The organism is Dokdonella sp., assembly GCF_017744955.1.
Classification (GTDB): domain Bacteria; phylum Pseudomonadota; class Gammaproteobacteria; order Xanthomonadales; family Rhodanobacteraceae; genus Dokdonella_A.
In genome coordinates this window covers 1-16,456 of record NZ_JAGIAG010000016.1, presented here as the reverse complement: position 1 = coordinate 16,456, position 16,456 = coordinate 1, and the positions used below count along the sequence as shown (strand labels likewise).

The window sequence follows — 16,456 nt, the reverse complement described above, 5'->3', positions numbered from 1 at the left end:
AACGTGAAGATGGTGGTCACGCTGATCGCACCGATCGCGATGGACGAGGGTCTGCGCTTCGCGATCCGCGAAGGCGGCCGTACGGTCGGCGCGGGCGTGGTGGCCAAGATCGTCCAGTAAGCCGGGCGACAGCACGGAAAGAAAGCCAAGGAAGCGGTCGCCGAGCGGCCGCTTCCTTCCGTGTTCTTGAGCAGTTGTGGAAAAGCCCGGTAGGGACGCCGGCTCGATTTCGTCGTCACGGACGACGGCGTACACCGCCAATACACGCCAGTAGCTCAATTGGCAGAGCAGCGGTCTCCAAAACCGCAGGTTGGGGGTTCGAGTCCCTCCTGGCGTGCCAATACTTGCGCGATCGCCCGCGATCGCGAAGAACGAAGCGGCCATTCATGGCCGCCCTTCTCAAAGAAGAGCATGAACACTAAGGTCGAAAAAGCAGGCGGCAGCAGTGCACTCGATATCGTCAAGCTGACGCTCGCAGGCGTGCTGCTGGTGGCGGGCATCGTCGCCTACTACTACTTCGCCGACACGTGGAACGGCTGGGCGCGCTTCGGCGTGCTGCTGGTCGGCGTGATCGCGGCGATGGCGGTGGCGGCGTTCACCGCGTTCGGCCGCTCGACGCGCGAATACCTGGCCGAGTCGCAGTTCGAACTGCGCAAGGTGGTCTGGCCGACGCGCGAGGAAACGCTGCGTACGACCCTGGTCATCATCGTGGTCGTAATCATCCTGAGCCTGTTGCTCGGCCTGATCGACTTCGCCTTGAAGTGGATCGTGCTCGACAACCTGCTGAAACTGCAAAGCTGAGGATCGGCATGAGCAAACGTTGGTACGTGGTGCATGCCTATTCCGGGTTCGAGCATGCGGTGTCGCGGTCGTTGAAGGAGCGCATCGCGCGCGCCGGCATGGAAGAGCGCTTCGGCGAAGTGCTGGTGCCGACCGAGGAAGTCATCGAAATGCGCGGCGGCCAGAAACGGCGCAGCGAGCGCAAGTTCTTCCCCGGCTACGTGCTGGTGCAGATCGAGACGCACGACGAAGGCAAGGCGATCAAGATCGACGACGAGTCCTGGCATCTGGTCAAGGAAACGCCGAAGGTCATGGGTTTCATCGGCGGTACGGCCGATCGTCCGCTGCCGATCAAGGATTCGGAGGCGGACAGCATCCTGCAGCGCGTGCAGGAAGGTGCCGACAAGCCGCGCCCGAAGGTGCTGTTCGAACCGGGCGAGATGGTGCGCGTCACCGACGGCCCGTTCAACGACTTCAACGGCGTGGTCGAGGAAGTCAATTACGAGAAGAGCCGCCTGCGCGTGGCGGTGCTGATTTTCGGGCGTTCCACGCCGGTCGAGCTCGAATTCGGTCAAGTCGAAAAAGCGTAAGCGTCGTCACGCAGGCGGCGTTTTCTTGAAAGGTCCGGCATGGATGCCGGTCTGTTCTTCGCGGTCATGGAGGACCGCATAAATAACGGAGGAGTCCCGCAGTTCGCGAGAACGTGCAGACGCTTGAACTCCAGGAGTAAATCCAATGGCAAAGAAAGTAGTCGGCTACATCAAGTTGCAGGTCAAGGCCGGTCAGGCCAACCCGTCGCCGCCGGTCGGTCCGGCGCTCGGCCAGCGCGGTCTGAACATCATGGAGTTCTGCAAGGCGTTCAACGCCGCGACGCAGAAGCTCGAGCCGGGCCTGCCGATTCCGGTCGTGATCACCGCGTACTCCGATCGCACCTTCACCTTCATCACGAAGACGCCGCCGGCGACGATCCTGCTGAAGAAGGCGGTCGGCATCACGTCCGGTTCGAAGCGTCCGAACACCGAGAAGGTCGGCAAGGTCACGCGCAAGCAGCTCGAGGACATCGCCAAGGCGAAGGAGCCCGATCTGACCGCAGCGGATCTGGACGCCGCCGTCCGCACCATCGCGGGCAGCGCGCGCAGCATGGGCCTAGTGTCGGAGATCTGACGATGAGCACGAAGATCAGCAAGCGTTACAAGGCCCTCGCCAAGACCGTCGCCCCGGGCAAGATCTATTCGGTCGAAGAGGCACTGAAGATCGTCAAGGACGGCGCCAAGGCGAAGTTCCCGGAGTCGGTCGACGTCGCGATCCGCCTCGGCATCGACGCGAAGAAGTCCGACCAGGGCGTGCGCGGTTCGGTGATGCTGCCGCACGGCACCGGCAAGACCGTCAAGGTCGCCGTGTTCTGCCCGGCCGGCGAGAAGGCCGAAGCGGCCAAGGCCGCCGGCGCCGACGCGGTCGGCATGGAAGATCTGGCCGAGCGCATGCAGGCCGGTGACCTCGATTTCGGTCGCGTCATCGCGACGCCGGATGCGATGCGCGTGGTCGGCAAGCTCGGCCAGCTGCTCGGTCCGCGCGGCCTGATGCCGAACCCGAAGGACGGCTCGGTCGCCGCCGACGTGGTCACCGCGGTCAAGAACGCCAAGGCGGGCCAGGTCAAGTTCCGCAACGACAAGGCCGGCATCATCCACTGTTCGATCGGCAAGGCGAGCTTCGAAGTCGCCGCGCTGAAGGAAAACCTGAACGCGCTGCTGACCGACCTGGTCAAGGTCAAGCCGGCCAGCGCGAAGGGCGTGTTCCTGCAGAAGGTGTCGCTGTCGAGCACGATGGGCGTCGGCGTGCCGGTCGATCCGTCGAGCGTCTCGGCCTGAGAAAGCGCTTTTCGGCACGAGGATGTGCCGCGCAGAACGCCGAAGGCGGGCTGCGAAAGAAACCTGGACGCGGCTCTGCCGCGTCCGTTTTCGTGCAGATCGCGGCAGGATGTCCGATCCGCTCCCAATTTTGAGGGCACCCGCGTGAGCGGGGCCGTCAAAGACCGCAGGCGGCGCGAGCCTTAAACGACAAGCCTGCGTAGATGGTGCAGCCCTACAGGCATTACCTGGAACGGCCACCAAGCAGACGTCGAGAGACGTCGGCGGATCCGAAGGAATCGGAACCGTGAACGCTTCAGGGAACCGGTGCGCAGGAGCGTCCCGGAACCCGGTTCGGAGAAAGCAATGGCGCTCAATCTTGCGCAAAAGAAAGAGGTCGTTGCCGAACTGGCGAATGTGGCAGCCAAAGCGCATTCCCTGGTCGCCGCCGAATACGCCGGTCTTACCGTCGGGCAGCTCACCGAGCTGCGCAAGAAGGCTCGTCAGGGCGGGGTATACCTCAAGGTAGCCAAGAACACCTTGGTATCCCGCGCTGTCGAAGGCACGGACTACGCATGCGTCCAGGACGCATTGACCGGTCCGCTGCTGTACGCCTTCTCGAAGGAAGACCCCGGCGCAGCCGGTCGGTTGATCAAGGATTTCGCCAAGGCCAACGACAAGCTCAAGGCAAAACTGGTCGCCATCGGCGGCAAGGCATACCCGGCGTCGCACGTCGACGTCCTCGCCTCGCTGCCGACCCGTGATCAGGCGCTCAGCATGCTGCTCAGCGTGCTGGTGCAGCCCGCGACCATGCTGGTCCGCGTTCTCTCGGAGCCCGCCGCTCAGCTGGCGCGCGCGACGAACGCAGTGGCCCAGCAGAAGCAGGCCGCCTGAGCCCTTTCGTCACTCGGTATTTCACTAACAGTCGTATCCAGGAGTTGAATCATGTCCCTTAGCAACGAGCAGATCATCGAAGCGATCTCGTCCAAGTCCCTCGTCGAGGTGATGGAGCTGGTCAAGGCGATGGAAGAGAAGTTCGGCGTGTCCGCGGCCGCTCCGGTCGCCGTGGCTGCCGCTCCGGCTGCCGGCGGCGCCGCCGCTCCGGCCGAAGAGCAGACCGAGTTCACGGTCTCCCTGAAGTCCTCCGGCGAGAAGAAGGTCGAGGTCATCAAGGTCGTCCGCGCCATCACCGGCCTCGGCCTGAAGGAAGCCAAGGACCTCGTCGAGTCGGCCCCGGCCACCGTCAAGGACGCCGTCAGCAAGGACGACGCGGCGAAGTTCAAGAAGGATCTGGAAGCCGCCGGCGCCACCGTCGAGATCAAGTGACTTCAGGATGAAGTCATCCCGGGCAGCACGAGGACGTGCGCTGATCCGGGATCCAGACCTTTTGACCGCGATTACACAATCAAAAGCCACTGGATTCCGGCATCCGCCGGAATGACAAGCCGAGCCTGGGGGCGCAAGCCCCCGGGCTTTGCCCGTTACAGGTACGTGGGAACGGGCATGGGAAATCGCAGGTACAGCCCCCATCTGAGGCCTCCTGCGATTTCCGATGTCCGCTTTTCCCGGTTTTTCTCCCCGGCGATCCGCCGTCGCCGCACGTTGTACGAGGTGTGCTCCTCATGACCCAGACGACCTACTCCTTCACCGAAAAGAAGCGAATCCGCAAGGATTTCGGCAAGCGTCCGCCGGTTCTGGACGTTCCTTTCCTGCTCGCCATCCAGGTCGACTCGTATCGTGAGTTCCTGCAGGCCGACGTCGAACCGAACGCGCGCGAGGACAAGGGCCTGCACGCGGCGCTGAAGTCGGTGTTCCCGATCACCAGCTATTCCGGCAGCGCCGCGCTGGAGTACGTCAATTACCGCCTCGGCGAACCGCCGTTCGACGAGCGCGAGTGCCGTTCGCGCGGCATGAGCTACGGCGCGCCGCTGCGCGTGACCGTGCGTCTGGTCATCTACGACAAGGAATCGTCGAACAAGGCGATCAAGTACGTGAAGGAGCAGGAGGTCTACATGGGCGAGCTGCCCCTGATGACCGACACCGGCACCTTCATCGTCAACGGCACCGAGCGCGTGATCGTCTCGCAGCTGCACCGCAGCCCGGGCGTGTTCTTCGACCACGACCGCGGCAAGACGCACTCGTCCGGCAAGCTGCTCTACAGCGCGCGCGTGATTCCCTACCGCGGCTCCTGGCTGGACTTCGAGTTCGACCCGAAGGACGCGCTGTTCACGCGTATCGACCGCCGCCGCAAGCTGCCGGTGACGGTGCTGCTGCGCGCGCTCGGCTACACCAACGAAGAGATGCTCGACATCTTCTTCGAGAAGAACGTGTTCCATCTCGGCAAGAAGGACGGCGCCACGCTGGACCTGGTCGCCGAGCGCCTGCGCGGCGAAACGCTGAACTTCGACCTGCGCGTCGGCGACAGCGTCATCGTCGAGGCCGGCAAGCGCATCACCGCGCGTCACGTGCGTCAGCTCGACAGCGCCAAGATCAAGTCGCTGGAGGTGCCGGACGAGTACCTGATCGGCCGCATCCTCGCGCACGACGTCGTCGACACCAAGACCGGCGAGCTGCTCGCCTCGGCCAACGACGAGATCAACGAAGCGCACCTGGAGGCATTCCGCAAGGCCGGCGTCGATAAGCTATCGACCCTGTGGGTCAACGACCTCGACCGCGGCGACTACATCTCCAAGACGCTGCGCATCGATCCGTCGCGCACGCCGCTGGAGGCCCTGGTCGAGATCTACCGCATGATGCGCCCGGGCGAGCCGCCGACCAAGGACGCCGCGCAGAACCTGTTCCAGAACCTATTCTTCTCGTCCGAGCGCTACGATCTCGATCGCGTCGGCCGCATGAAGTTCAACCGCCGTGTCGGCCGCAAGGACGACAAGGGTCCCGGCATCCTCTACGACGGCAAGTACTTCGGCGAGCGCAACGACGAGACCTCGAAGTCGCTGGTCAAGGAATTCGGCGTCGGCTCCGACATCCTCGACGTGATGAAGGTGCTGATCGAGATCCGCAACGGCCGCGGCATCGTCGACGACATCGACCACCTCGGCAACCGCCGCGTGCGTTCGGTCGGCGAGATGGCCGAGAACGTGTTCCGCATCGGCCTGGTGCGCGTCGAGCGCGCGGTCAAGGAGCGCCTGTCGCTGGCGGAGGCCGACGGCCTGACGCCGCAGGACCTGATCAACGCCAAGCCGGTCGCGGCGGCGGTGAAGGAGTTCTTCGGCTCCTCGCAGCTCAGCCAGTTCATGGACCAGAACAACCCGCTCAGCGAGGTCACGCACAAGCGCCGCGTGTCCGCGCTCGGTCCGGGCGGCCTGACGCGCGAGCGCGCCGGCTTCGAGGTGCGCGACGTGCACCCGACCCACTACGGCCGCGTCTGCACGATCGAGACGCCGGAAGGTCCGAACATCGGCCTGATCAACTCGCTCGCCGTGTACGCGCGCACCAACGACTACGGCTTCCTGGAGACGCCGTACCGCAGGGTGTCGGGCGGCAAGATCACCAACCACGTCGACTATCTGTCGGCGATCGACGAGGGCGATTTCGTCATCGCGCAGGCGAACTCGCCGTTGAACAAGGACGGCACGTTCACCGAAGAGTACGTCTCGTGCCGTTTCCGCGGCGAATCCGAGCTGCGCCCGTCGAGCGAGATCAACTACATGGACGTGTCGCCGATGCAGACCGTGTCGGTCGCAGCGGCGCTGGTGCCGTTCCTCGAACACGACGACGCCAACCGCGCGCTGATGGGCGCGAACATGCAGCGCCAGGCCGTGCCGACGCTGCGTTCGCAGACGCCGCTGGTCGGTACCGGCATCGAGCGCGCCGTGGCGCGCGACTCCGGCGTCACCGTCGCGGCCAGGCGCGCCGGCGTGATCGACCAGGTCGACGCCGGTCGTATCGTCGTGCGCGTGAACGAGGACGAGATCGGCGACAACGACGCCGGCGTGGACATCTACACGCTGACCAAGTACACGCGCTCGAACCAGAACACCAACCTCAACCAGCGCCCGCTGGTGAACGTCGGCGATCGCGTCGCGAAGGGAGACGTGCTGGCCGACGGCTCCTCGACGGACCTCGGCGAGCTGGCGCTCGGCCAGAACATGCTGGTCGCGTTCATGCCGTGGAACGGCTACAACTTCGAGGACTCGATCCTGCTCTCCGAGCGCGTCGTCGAGGAAGACCGCTACACGACGATCCACATCGAGGAGCTGACCTGCCAGGCGCGCGACACGAAGCTCGGGCCGGAGGAAATCTCCGCCGACATTCCGAACGTCGGCGAGCAGGCGCTGGCGCGTCTGGACGAATCGGGCGTGGTCTACATCGGCGCCGAGGTGAAGGCGGGCGACATCCTGGTCGGCAAAGTCACGCCGAAGGGCGAGTCGCAGCTGACGCCGGAAGAGAAGCTGCTGCGCGCGATCTTCGGTGAGAAGGCGTCCGACGTGAAGGACAGCAGCTTGCGCGTGCCGCCGGGCATGGATGGCACCGTCATCGACGTGCAGGTCTTCACCCGCGACGGCATCGAGAAGGACAAGCGCGCGCGCCAGATCGAGGAAATGGAGATCAAGCGCGTCAAGAAGGACTTCGACGACCAGTTCCGCATCCTCGAAGGCGCGATCTACAACCGCATCCGCAGCGCCATCGTCGGCAAGGTCGCCAACGGCGGTCCGGGCAGCCTGAAGAAGGGCGCCGAGATCACCAACGATTACCTCGACGGCCTGAAGAAGGACGAGTGGTTCGCGATCCGCATGAAGGACGAGGACGCGGCCGAGTTCCTCGAGCGCGCGCAGGAGCAGATCAAGGGTCACAAGGAAGAGTTCGAGGCGCGCTTCAAGGCGAAGCAGGCCAAGATCACCGCCGGTGACGATCTCGCCCCGGGCATGCTGAAGATGGTCAAGGTCTACCTGGCCGTGAAGCGCCGCATCCAGCCGGGCGACAAGATGGCCGGCCGCCACGGCAACAAGGGTGTCGTGTCGATGATCGTGCCGGTCGAGGATATGCCGTACGACAAGGCCGGCCGTCCGGTCGACATCGTGCTGAACCCGCTCGGCGTGCCGTCGCGTATGAACATCGGCCAGATCCTCGAGGTGCACCTCGGCTGGGCCGCGAAGGGCATCGGCGAGAAGATCGATCGCATGCTGAAGGCGCAGGCCAAGGTCGCGGAACTGCGCAAGTTCCTCGACGAGGTCTACAACTCGCACGCGAGCAAGGAAGCGGCTGCCGGCCACCACGTGAACCTGAAGTCGCTGACCGACGAGGAACTGCTCACGCTGGCGCGCAACCTGACCGACGGCGTGCCGATGGCGACACCGGTATTCGACGGCGCGTTCGAGGAGGAGATCAAGGCGATGTTGCGCATCGCCGAACTGCCGGAGTCGGGCCAGACCACGCTGTACGACGGTCGCACCGGCGAGGCGTTCGATCGTCCGGTCACGGTCGGCTACATGCACATGCTGAAGCTGAACCACCTAGTCGACGACAAGATGCACGCGCGCTCGACCGGTCCGTACTCGCTGGTCACGCAGCAGCCGCTCGGCGGCAAGGCGCAGTTCGGCGGTCAGCGCTTCGGCGAAATGGAAGTCTGGGCGCTCGAGGCCTACGGCGCGGCGTACACGCTGCAGGAGATGCTGACGGTCAAGTCCGACGACGTCTCCGGCCGCAACCAGATGTACAAGAACATCGTCGACGGCGATCACGAAATGGTCGCGGGCATGCCGGAATCCTTCAACGTGCTGGTGAAGGAAATCCGCTCGCTCGCGATCAACATGGAGCTGGAGGAGCGCTGAGTGAAGGCAGTGAGCGGCGAAGCGGTGAGCGGTGAGCGGAAAAAGCGCTCTTGCTCTTCACCGCTCACCGCTCACCGTTGACCGCTCACGATCGCCGACCCCGCCCTCGACAACCGAATTCCTCCTCGCGGAGAAAAAAATGAAAGACTTGCTCAACCTGTTCAACCAGCAGCGTCAGTCGCTTGATTTCGATTCGATCAAGATCGCGCTGGCCTCGCCGGACCTGATCCGCTCCTGGTCGTTCGGCGAAGTGAAGAAGCCGGAGACGATCAACTACCGCACGTTCAAGCCCGAGCGCGACGGTCTGTTCTGCGCGGCGATCTTCGGTCCGATCAAGGACTACGAGTGCCTGTGCGGCAAGTACAAGCGCATGAAGCACCGCGGCGTGGTGTGCGAGAAGTGCGGCACCGAGGTGACGCTTGCCAAGGTGCGCCGCGAGCGCATGGGCCACATCGAGCTGGCCTCGCCGACCGCGCACATCTGGTTCCTGAAGTCGCTGCCGTCGCGCATCGGCCTGATGCTCGACATGACGCTGCGCGACATCGAGCGCATCCTGTACTTCGAAGCCTACGTCGTGGTCGACCCGGGCCTGACCGCGCTCGAGCGCGGCCAACTGCTCAACGAAGAGCAGTATCTGCAAGCGGTCGAGGAGCACGGCGACGAGTTCGATGCGCGCATGGGCGCCGAGGCCGTCTACGAGCTGCTGAAGACGATCGACCTGAACCAGGAGCTGATCCGGTTGCGCGAGGAGATCGCCTCGACCAATTCGGAGACCAAGCTCAAGCGCCTTTCCAAGCGCATCAAGCTGGTCGAAGCGTTCCTCGAATCCGGCAACCGTCCGGAGTTCATGGTGCTGACCGTGCTGCCGGTGCTGCCGCCGGATCTGCGTCCGCTGGTGCCGCTGGACGGCGGCCGCTTCGCGACCTCGGATCTGAACGACCTGTACCGCCGCGTCATCAACCGCAACAACCGCCTGAAGCGCCTGCTCGAACTCAACGCGCCCGACATCATCGTGCGCAACGAGAAGCGCATGCTGCAGGAAGCGGTCGACGCGCTGATGGACAACGGCCGTCGCGGTCGCGCGATCACGGGCACCAACAAGCGCCCGCTGAAGTCGCTCGCCGACATGATCAAGGGCAAGCAGGGCCGCTTCCGCCAGAACCTGCTCGGCAAGCGCGTCGACTACTCCGGCCGTTCGGTCATCGTGGTCGGCCCGACGCTCAAGCTGCACCAGTGCGGCCTGCCGAAGAAGATGGCGCTGGAGCTGTTCAAGCCGTTCATCTTCTCCAAGTTGCAGCGCCGCGGCCTCGCCACCACGATCAAGGCGGCGAAGAAGCTGGTCGAGCGCGAGAGCGCCGAGGTGTGGGACATCCTCGAAGAGGTGATCCGCGAGCATCCGGTGCTGCTGAACCGCGCGCCGACCCTGCATCGTCTCGGCATCCAGGCGTTCGAGCCGGTGCTGATCGAAGGCAAGGCGATCCAGCTGCATCCGCTGGTCTGTACCGCGTTCAACGCCGACTTCGACGGCGACCAGATGGCCGTGCACGTGCCGCTGTCGCTGGAAGCGCAGCTGGAAGCGCGCGCGCTGATGATGTCGACCAACAACATCCTGTCGCCGGCGAACGGCGAGCCGATCATCGTGCCGACGCAGGACGTCGTGCTCGGCCTGTACTACATGACGCGCGCGCTGGAGAACGCGAAGGGCGAGGGCATGGCCTTCGCCAACGTCGCCGAAGTGCACCGCGCCTACGACAACCGCGCGGTCGAGCTGCACGCGAAGGTCAAGGTGCGCCTGCGCCAGGTCGAGATCGACGAAAACGGCAAGCGCAGCGAGAAAACGACCCTGGTCGACACCACGGTCGGCCGCTCGCTGCTGGCCGAAATCCTGCCGGAAGGCCTGCCGTTCTCGCTGGTGAACCTCGAGCTCACCAAGAAGAACATTTCGCGCCTGATCAACGCCTGCTATCGCCGCCTGGGTCTGAAGGACACGGTGGTGTTCGCCGACCAGCTGATGTACACCGGCTTCCACTACGCCACGCGCGCGGGCATGTCGATCGGCATCGACGACATGAAGATCCCGGCCGAGAAGCGGGGCATCCTCGAGGCGGCCGAGAAGGACGTCACCGAGATCCAGCAGCAGTACCAGTCCGGCCTGGTGACCGCGGGCGAGCGCTACAACAAGGTCGTCGACATCTGGTCGCGTACCAACGAGCAGGTCGCCGCGGCGATGATGAAGGGCATCGGCGCCGACAAGGTGACCACGGCCAAGGGCGATTCGATCGAGCAGAAGTCGATGAACTCGCTGTTCATCATGGCCGACTCCGGCGCGCGCGGTAGCGCGGCGCAGATCCGCCAGCTGGCCGGTATGCGCGGCCTGATGGCGCGTCCGGACGGCTCGATCATCGAGACGCCGATCAAGGCGAACTTCCGCGAAGGCCTGAACGTCCTGCAGTACTTCAACTCGACGCACGGTGCGCGTAAGGGCCTGGCCGACACCGCGTTGAAGACGGCGAACTCGGGTTACCTGACGCGTCGTCTCGTCGACGTCGCGCAGGACGTGGTCGTCACCGAGACCGACTGCCACACGAAGAACGGCCTGACCATGGCGCCGATCGTCGAAGGCGGCGACGTCGTCGAGCCGCTGCGCGACCGCGTGCTCGGCCGCGTCGTGGCCGAAGACGTGTTCGCGCCGGGCAACGACGAGGATCCGATCGTCACGCGCAACACGCTGCTCGACGAAATGATGGTCGAGAAGCTCGAGACGGCCGGCGTGCAGAGCGTGCTGGTACGTTCGCCGATCACCTGCGACGCGCGTTTCGGCGTCTGCGGCATGTGCTACGGGCGCGATCTGGCGCGCGGCCACCTGGTCAACATCGGCGAGGCGGTCGGCGTGATCGCGGCGCAGTCGATCGGCGAGCCGGGCACGCAGCTGACCATGCGTACCTTCCACATCGGCGGCGCGGCTTCGCGAGCGGCGGCGGTCGACAACGTGCAGGTCAAGACGACCGGCACGCTGAAGTTCACCAACCTCAAGACCGTCGCGCACAGCGGCGGCCACCTGGTCGCGGTGTCGCGTTCCGGCGAACTGTCGGTGATGGACGCGCACGGCCGCGAGCGCGAGCGCTACCGCGTGCCGTACGGCGCGGTCATCGACGCGAAGGACGGCGCCGCGGTGAAGGCCGGCCAAACCGTCGCCAAGTGGGATCCGCACACCCATCCGATCGTGTCGGAAGTGGCCGGTGTGGTGCGCTTCGTCGACTTCCAGGACGGCATCACCGTGCAGGAGCAGATCGACGAGCTGACCGGCCTGGCCAGCGCGGTCGTCACCGACCCGAAGCGTCGCGGCAGCGGCGCCAAGGACCTGCGTCCGATGGTGCGCATCCTCGACAAGAAGGGCGGTGAACTGCGCCTGCCGGGCACCGACATTCCGGCGCAGTACTTCCTGCCCGCCGGTGCGATCGTCAGCCTGCAGAACGGCGCCGAGGTCGGCATCGGCGACGTCGTCGCGCGTATCCCGCAGGAGACCTCCAAGACCCGCGACATCACCGGCGGTCTGCCGCGCGTGGCGGACCTGTTCGAGGCGCGCAAGCCGAAGGATCCGGCGATCCTGGCCGAGCGCTCCGGCGTGATCAGCTTCGGCAAGGACACCAAGGGCAAGCAGCGCCTGATCATCAAGGACCAGGACGGCAACGAGCACGAGGAGCTGATTCCGAAGTGGCGCCACGTCATCGTGTTCGAAGGCGAGCACGTGGAGAAGGGCGAAACGATCGTCGACGGCGAGCCGAATCCGCACGACATCCTGCGCCTGCTCGGCGTCGAGCCGCTGGCGGCCTATCTGGTCAAGGAAATCCAGGACGTCTACCGCCTGCAGGGCGTGAAGATCAACGACAAGCACATCGAGGCGATCATCCGTCAGATGCTGCGCAAGGTCGAAGTGGCCGAGTCCGGCGACACGCGCTATCTGCGCGGCGAGCAGGTCGACCGCATGCGCCTGATCGAGGAGAACAGCCGCGCCGAGGCACGCAACGAGCGTCCGGCCGAGATGCTGCCGGTGCTGCTCGGCATCACCAAGGCCTCGCTGGCGACCGAGTCGTTCATCTCGGCGGCGTCGTTCCAGGAGACCACGCGCGTGTTGACCGAGGCGGCGGTTCGCGGCACCCGCGATACCTTGCGCGGTCTGAAGGAAAACGTTATCGTCGGCCGCTTGATTCCGGCCGGTACCGGCCTTGCCTACCACGCTCAGCGGCGTAGCAAGCAGGGTGCGCTGACCGACCTGGAGCGCGAGACGCTCGGCGCGACCAGTTCGGTCGCCGAGGCGGTGGCCGAAGACGGCGACCATTGATCCGCGCGTTTGATCGATACGCGCCCCCTCTGGGGCGCCAACTCATCGAAATGAGGCGAAGGATTCGCCTCGTGTTCGAGTGCAGGGAGCCCCGCCCGGAACCTTGACGGTTCCGTTGGCTGCACGCTATACTTTTTTGTCTCGGCAGGCCGGATTTTTCGGCCTGCCTTTTGTTTCCACCGGGATTCGCCCGGGAAACCTCATCCAGAAGCCTTCTTTCTAGGCTTCGCGAGCACGGTCCTACGCATGTCAACAGTCAATCAGCTGGTTCGCAAGCCGCGGCAGTCGAAGGCCTACAAGAGCGCCTCGCCGGCGCTGGCCAATTGCCCGCAGCGTCGTGGCGTCTGCACGCGCGTCTACACGACGACGCCGAAGAAGCCGAATTCCGCGCTGCGCAAGGTCGCCAAGGTGCGCCTGACCAACGGTTTCGAGGTCATCAGCTACATCGGTGGCGAAGGCCACAACCTGCAGGAGCACTCGGTCGTGCTGATCCGCGGCGGTCGTGTGAAGGACCTGCCGGGCGTGCGCTACCACACGGTGCGCGGCAGCCTCGATGCGGCCGGTGTCGCCAAGCGCCGCCAGAGCCGTTCGAAGTACGGCGCGAAGCGTCCGAAGGGCTGATCGAACCACAACGGCCACAGGCGCTCCGGCGCTTGAGTATCAAGCGGCCTCCTTGGCCGCATCCATTGAGAAGAGCTCATGTCACGTAAAGGCAATACCCCCACCCGCGAACTCCTGCCCGATCCCAAGCACGGCAGCCAAGTCATCGCCCGCTTCATCAACATGGTGATGCAGAGCGGCAAGAAGTCGGTCGCCGAGAAGATCGTCTACGGCGCGCTCGACCACATCGGCGAGAAGCATGCCGAGCCGGTCGTGCTGGTCGAGAAGGCGCTGAACAACGTTGCGCCCGCGGTCGAAGTCAAGTCGCGTCGCGTCGGCGGCGCCACCTATCAGGTTCCGGTCGAAGTGCGTTCGTCGCGCCGTACCGCGCTGGCGATGCGCTGGCTGATCGATGCGGCGCGCAAGCGCGGCGAGAATTCGATGCCGCGCAAGCTCGCGGCCGAGCTGCTCGAAGCCTCCGAGAACCGCGGCGGCGCGGTCAAGAAGCGCGAAGAAACGCATCGCATGGCGGAAGCCAACAAGGCGTTCTCGCACTACCGCTGGTAATTCGGCGATTCTCCCTCTCCCGTCCGCGGGAGAGGGACGAGCGAGGCCCGACGCTGCGCCTCCTCGACCATTCCCCGCCCGCTCTCGCGGCGCGATCTCCCCGCGAGCGGGAGAGACGATCCAAAGATTCTCGTGATCAAGGACGATTGCACGAAGTTGAAACGGCGGGCAGGACGCCCGTCTGAATGATTCTCGCGATCAAGGAGGATCGCGGAGGTAACCTTTCCATGGCACGTACGACTCCCATCGAACGTTATCGCAATTTCGGCATCATGGCGCACATCGATGCCGGCAAGACCACGACGTCCGAACGCATCCTGTTCTACACCGGCGTCAGCCACAAGATCGGCGAAGTGCACGAAGGTGCCGCGACGATGGACTGGATGGAACAGGAGCAGGAGCGCGGCATCACGATCACATCGGCCGCGACGACGGCGTTCTGGAACGGCATGGATCGCTCGTTCCCGCAGCATCGCTTCAACATCATCGACACTCCCGGCCACGTCGACTTCACGATCGAAGTCGAGCGTTCCTTGCGCGTGCTCGACGGCGCGGTATTCGTGCTGTGCTCGGTCGGCGGCGTGCAGCCGCAGTCGGAAACCGTCTGGCGTCAGGCGAACAAGTACGGCGTGCCGCGTCTCGCCTTCGTCAACAAGATGGACCGCACCGGTGCCGATTTCGACAAGGTCGTCGCGCAGCTGAAGGCTCGCCTCGGCGCGAATCCGGTTCCGATGCAGGTGCCGATCGGCGCCGAAGACCATTTCGAAGGCGTGATCGACCTCGTCAAGATGAAGGCGATCTACTGGGATGCCGAATCCCAGGGCATGAAGTTCGAATACCGCGACATTCCGGCGAATCTGGCCGAGCAGGCCAGGCAGGCGCACGATCATCTGGTCGAGTCCGCCGCGGAAACGTCCGAAGAGCTCATGAACAAGTACCTCGAAGAGGGTGTTCTCGGCGAAGAAGAGATTCACGCCGGCATCCGCGCCGGCACACTGGCGAATACGCTGATTCCGGTGTTCTGCGGCACGGCGTTCAAGAACAAGGGTGTGCAGGCGATGCTCGACGGCGTCGTACGCTATCTGCCTGCGCCGTCGGATCGCCCGCCGGTCAAGGGTGTCGACGAGAACGAACGGGAAGGCTCGCGCGTCGCCGGCGACGACCAGCCGTTCTCGGCGCTCGCGTTCAAGATCATGACCGATCCTTTCGTCGGTTCGCTGACGTTCTTCCGCGTCTATTCCGGCGTGCTGAACTCCGGCGATACCGTCTACAACCCGGTCAAGAGCAAGAAGGAGCGCGTCGGCCGCATCCTACAGATGCACGCGAACCAGCGCGACGAGATCAAGGAAGTGCGCGCCGGCGACATCGCCGCCGCGGTCGGCCTGAAGGACGTCACCACCGGCGACACACTGTGCGCGCAGAACGACGTGATCACGCTGGAGCGCATGACGTTCCCGGATCCGGTCATCGCGATGGCGGTGGAGCCGAGGACGAAGTCGGACCAGGAGAAGATGGGCATCGCCCTGTCGCGTCTCGCGCAGGAAGATCCCTCGTTCCGCGTGCGTTCGGACGAGGAGTCCGGCCAGACGATCATCTCGGGCATGGGCGAGCTGCACCTCGAGATCATCGTCGACCGCATGAAGCGCGAGTTCAACGTCGAGGCGAACGTCGGCAAGCCGCAGGTGGCGTACCGCGAGACGATCCGCAAGCCGGTCAGGCAGGAAGGCAAGTTCGTGCGCCAGTCCGGCGGCAAGGGCCAGTACGGCCACGTCGTGCTCGAGATCGAGCCGCAGGAGCGCGGCGCCGGCTACGTGTTCGAGAATCTGACCGTCGGCGGTTCGGTTCCGAAGGAATACGTCCCGGCGGTCGACAAGGGCATCCGTGAGGCGATGACCAGCGGACCGCTGGCCGGCTTCCCGGTGGTCGACCTCAAGATCAAGCTCGTCGACGGTTCGTTCCACGAGGTCGACTCGAACGAAATGGCGTTCAAGATCGCCGCGTCGATGGGCTTCAAGGAAGGTTTCAACAAGGCCAATCCGGTCCTGCTCGAGCCGATCATGAAGGTCGAGATCGTGACGCCGGAAGACTACCTCGGCGACGTGATGGGCGACGTCAGCCGTCGTCGCGGCGTGCTGCAGGGCTCGGACGACTCGCCGTCGGGCAAGGTCATCGACGCGATGGTTCCGCTCGGCGAGATGTTCGGCTACGCCACCACGCTGCGCTCGATGTCGCAGGGGCGCGCGACGTTCACGATGGAATTCGACCACTACGCCGAAGCGCCGAACAACATCGCCGAAGCGGTCATCAAGAAATCGTGATTCGGGATTCGTGATTCGTGATTCGAAAGAGCACGGATCCCGCTCCTTCCGAATCACCAATCACCAATCACGAATCACAGAGGTTTGAGTTATGTCCAAGGAAAAATTCGAGCGCAAGAAGCCGCACGTGAACGTGGGCACGATCGGTCACGTGGACCACGGCAAGACGACGCTGACGGCGGCGCTGACGAAGATCGGTGCGGAGCGTTT

Annotated in this window: 12 protein-coding genes, 1 tRNA gene and 1 pseudogene; all 14 read left to right on the top strand. The window is 64.6% G+C overall.

The window, feature by feature from the left end; all coding sequences use genetic code 11:
- Window positions 1-120: pseudogene (locus J7520_RS18500) on the top strand (elongation factor Tu); the annotation flags it as partial.
- 144 nt (window positions 121-264) lie between these two features.
- Window positions 265-340 (top strand) — tRNA-Trp (locus J7520_RS18495).
- 71 nt (window positions 341-411) lie between these two features.
- On the top strand, window positions 412-801 hold the full coding sequence (gene secE, locus J7520_RS18490) for a preprotein translocase subunit SecE (protein WP_291191710.1): 390 nt from the start codon (window positions 412-414) through the stop codon (window positions 799-801).
- Between the two features lie 8 nt (window positions 802-809).
- The gene (gene nusG / locus J7520_RS18485; protein WP_291191707.1) at window positions 810-1,370 is read left to right on the top strand and encodes a transcription termination/antitermination protein NusG; all 561 of its coding nucleotides are present in this window, start codon (window positions 810-812) and stop codon (window positions 1,368-1,370) included.
- 145 nt (window positions 1,371-1,515) lie between these two features.
- Window positions 1,516-1,944, top strand: a complete 429-nt coding sequence (gene rplK, locus J7520_RS18480; protein WP_291191704.1) for a 50S ribosomal protein L11 — start codon at window positions 1,516-1,518, stop codon at window positions 1,942-1,944.
- Between the two features lie 2 nt (window positions 1,945-1,946).
- The gene (gene rplA / locus J7520_RS18475; RefSeq protein WP_291191702.1) at window positions 1,947-2,648 is read left to right on the top strand and encodes a 50S ribosomal protein L1; all 702 of its coding nucleotides are present in this window, start codon (window positions 1,947-1,949) and stop codon (window positions 2,646-2,648) included.
- A 345-nt stretch (window positions 2,649-2,993) separates the two neighbouring features.
- Window positions 2,994-3,521: a 50S ribosomal protein L10 gene (rplJ, locus tag J7520_RS18470; protein ID WP_291191699.1), complete on the top strand. Its 528-nt coding sequence runs from the start codon at window positions 2,994-2,996 to the stop codon at window positions 3,519-3,521.
- Window positions 3,522-3,572: 51 nt separating this feature from the next.
- The gene (rplL, locus tag J7520_RS18465) at window positions 3,573-3,953 is read left to right on the top strand and encodes a 50S ribosomal protein L7/L12 (protein ID WP_291191696.1); all 381 of its coding nucleotides are present in this window, start codon (window positions 3,573-3,575) and stop codon (window positions 3,951-3,953) included.
- A gap of 296 nt (window positions 3,954-4,249) precedes the next feature.
- On the top strand, window positions 4,250-8,419 hold the full coding sequence (rpoB, locus tag J7520_RS18460; protein WP_291191693.1) for a DNA-directed RNA polymerase subunit beta: 4,170 nt from the start codon (window positions 4,250-4,252) through the stop codon (window positions 8,417-8,419).
- Window positions 8,420-8,558: 139 nt separating this feature from the next.
- Entirely contained in the window at window positions 8,559-12,761 is a 4,203-nt protein-coding gene (gene rpoC / locus J7520_RS18455; protein WP_291191690.1) for a DNA-directed RNA polymerase subunit beta', read from the top strand.
- A 246-nt stretch (window positions 12,762-13,007) separates the two neighbouring features.
- Entirely contained in the window at window positions 13,008-13,382 is a 375-nt protein-coding gene (gene rpsL, locus J7520_RS18450) for a 30S ribosomal protein S12 (RefSeq protein ID WP_291191687.1), read from the top strand.
- 78 nt (window positions 13,383-13,460) lie between these two features.
- A complete protein-coding gene (rpsG, locus tag J7520_RS18445) occupies window positions 13,461-13,928 on the top strand; it encodes a 30S ribosomal protein S7 (protein ID WP_291191684.1) in 468 nt (155 codons plus the stop codon).
- 227 nt (window positions 13,929-14,155) lie between these two features.
- Window positions 14,156-16,246, top strand: a complete 2,091-nt coding sequence (gene fusA, locus J7520_RS18440) for an elongation factor G (protein WP_291191681.1) — start codon at window positions 14,156-14,158, stop codon at window positions 16,244-16,246.
- Window positions 16,247-16,337: 91 nt separating this feature from the next.
- Window positions 16,338-16,456: GTP-binding protein (locus J7520_RS18435; protein WP_291189065.1), on the top strand; the 119-nt coding region annotated here is incomplete at its 3' end.

Coding starts and splice junctions, on each gene's coding strand:
- secE (WP_291191710.1), top strand. CDS start 412: ATGAACACTAAGGTCGAAAAAGCAGGCGGCAGCAGTGCACTCGATATC.
- nusG (WP_291191707.1), top strand. CDS start 810: ATGAGCAAACGTTGGTACGTGGTGCATGCCTATTCCGGGTTCGAGCAT.
- rplK (WP_291191704.1), top strand. CDS start 1,516: ATGGCAAAGAAAGTAGTCGGCTACATCAAGTTGCAGGTCAAGGCCGGT.
- rplA (WP_291191702.1), top strand. CDS start 1,947: ATGAGCACGAAGATCAGCAAGCGTTACAAGGCCCTCGCCAAGACCGTC.
- rplJ (WP_291191699.1), top strand. CDS start 2,994: ATGGCGCTCAATCTTGCGCAAAAGAAAGAGGTCGTTGCCGAACTGGCG.
- rplL (WP_291191696.1), top strand. CDS start 3,573: ATGTCCCTTAGCAACGAGCAGATCATCGAAGCGATCTCGTCCAAGTCC.
- rpoB (WP_291191693.1), top strand. CDS start 4,250: ATGACCCAGACGACCTACTCCTTCACCGAAAAGAAGCGAATCCGCAAG.
- rpoC (WP_291191690.1), top strand. CDS start 8,559: ATGAAAGACTTGCTCAACCTGTTCAACCAGCAGCGTCAGTCGCTTGAT.
- rpsL (WP_291191687.1), top strand. CDS start 13,008: ATGTCAACAGTCAATCAGCTGGTTCGCAAGCCGCGGCAGTCGAAGGCC.
- rpsG (WP_291191684.1), top strand. CDS start 13,461: ATGTCACGTAAAGGCAATACCCCCACCCGCGAACTCCTGCCCGATCCC.
- fusA (WP_291191681.1), top strand. CDS start 14,156: ATGGCACGTACGACTCCCATCGAACGTTATCGCAATTTCGGCATCATG.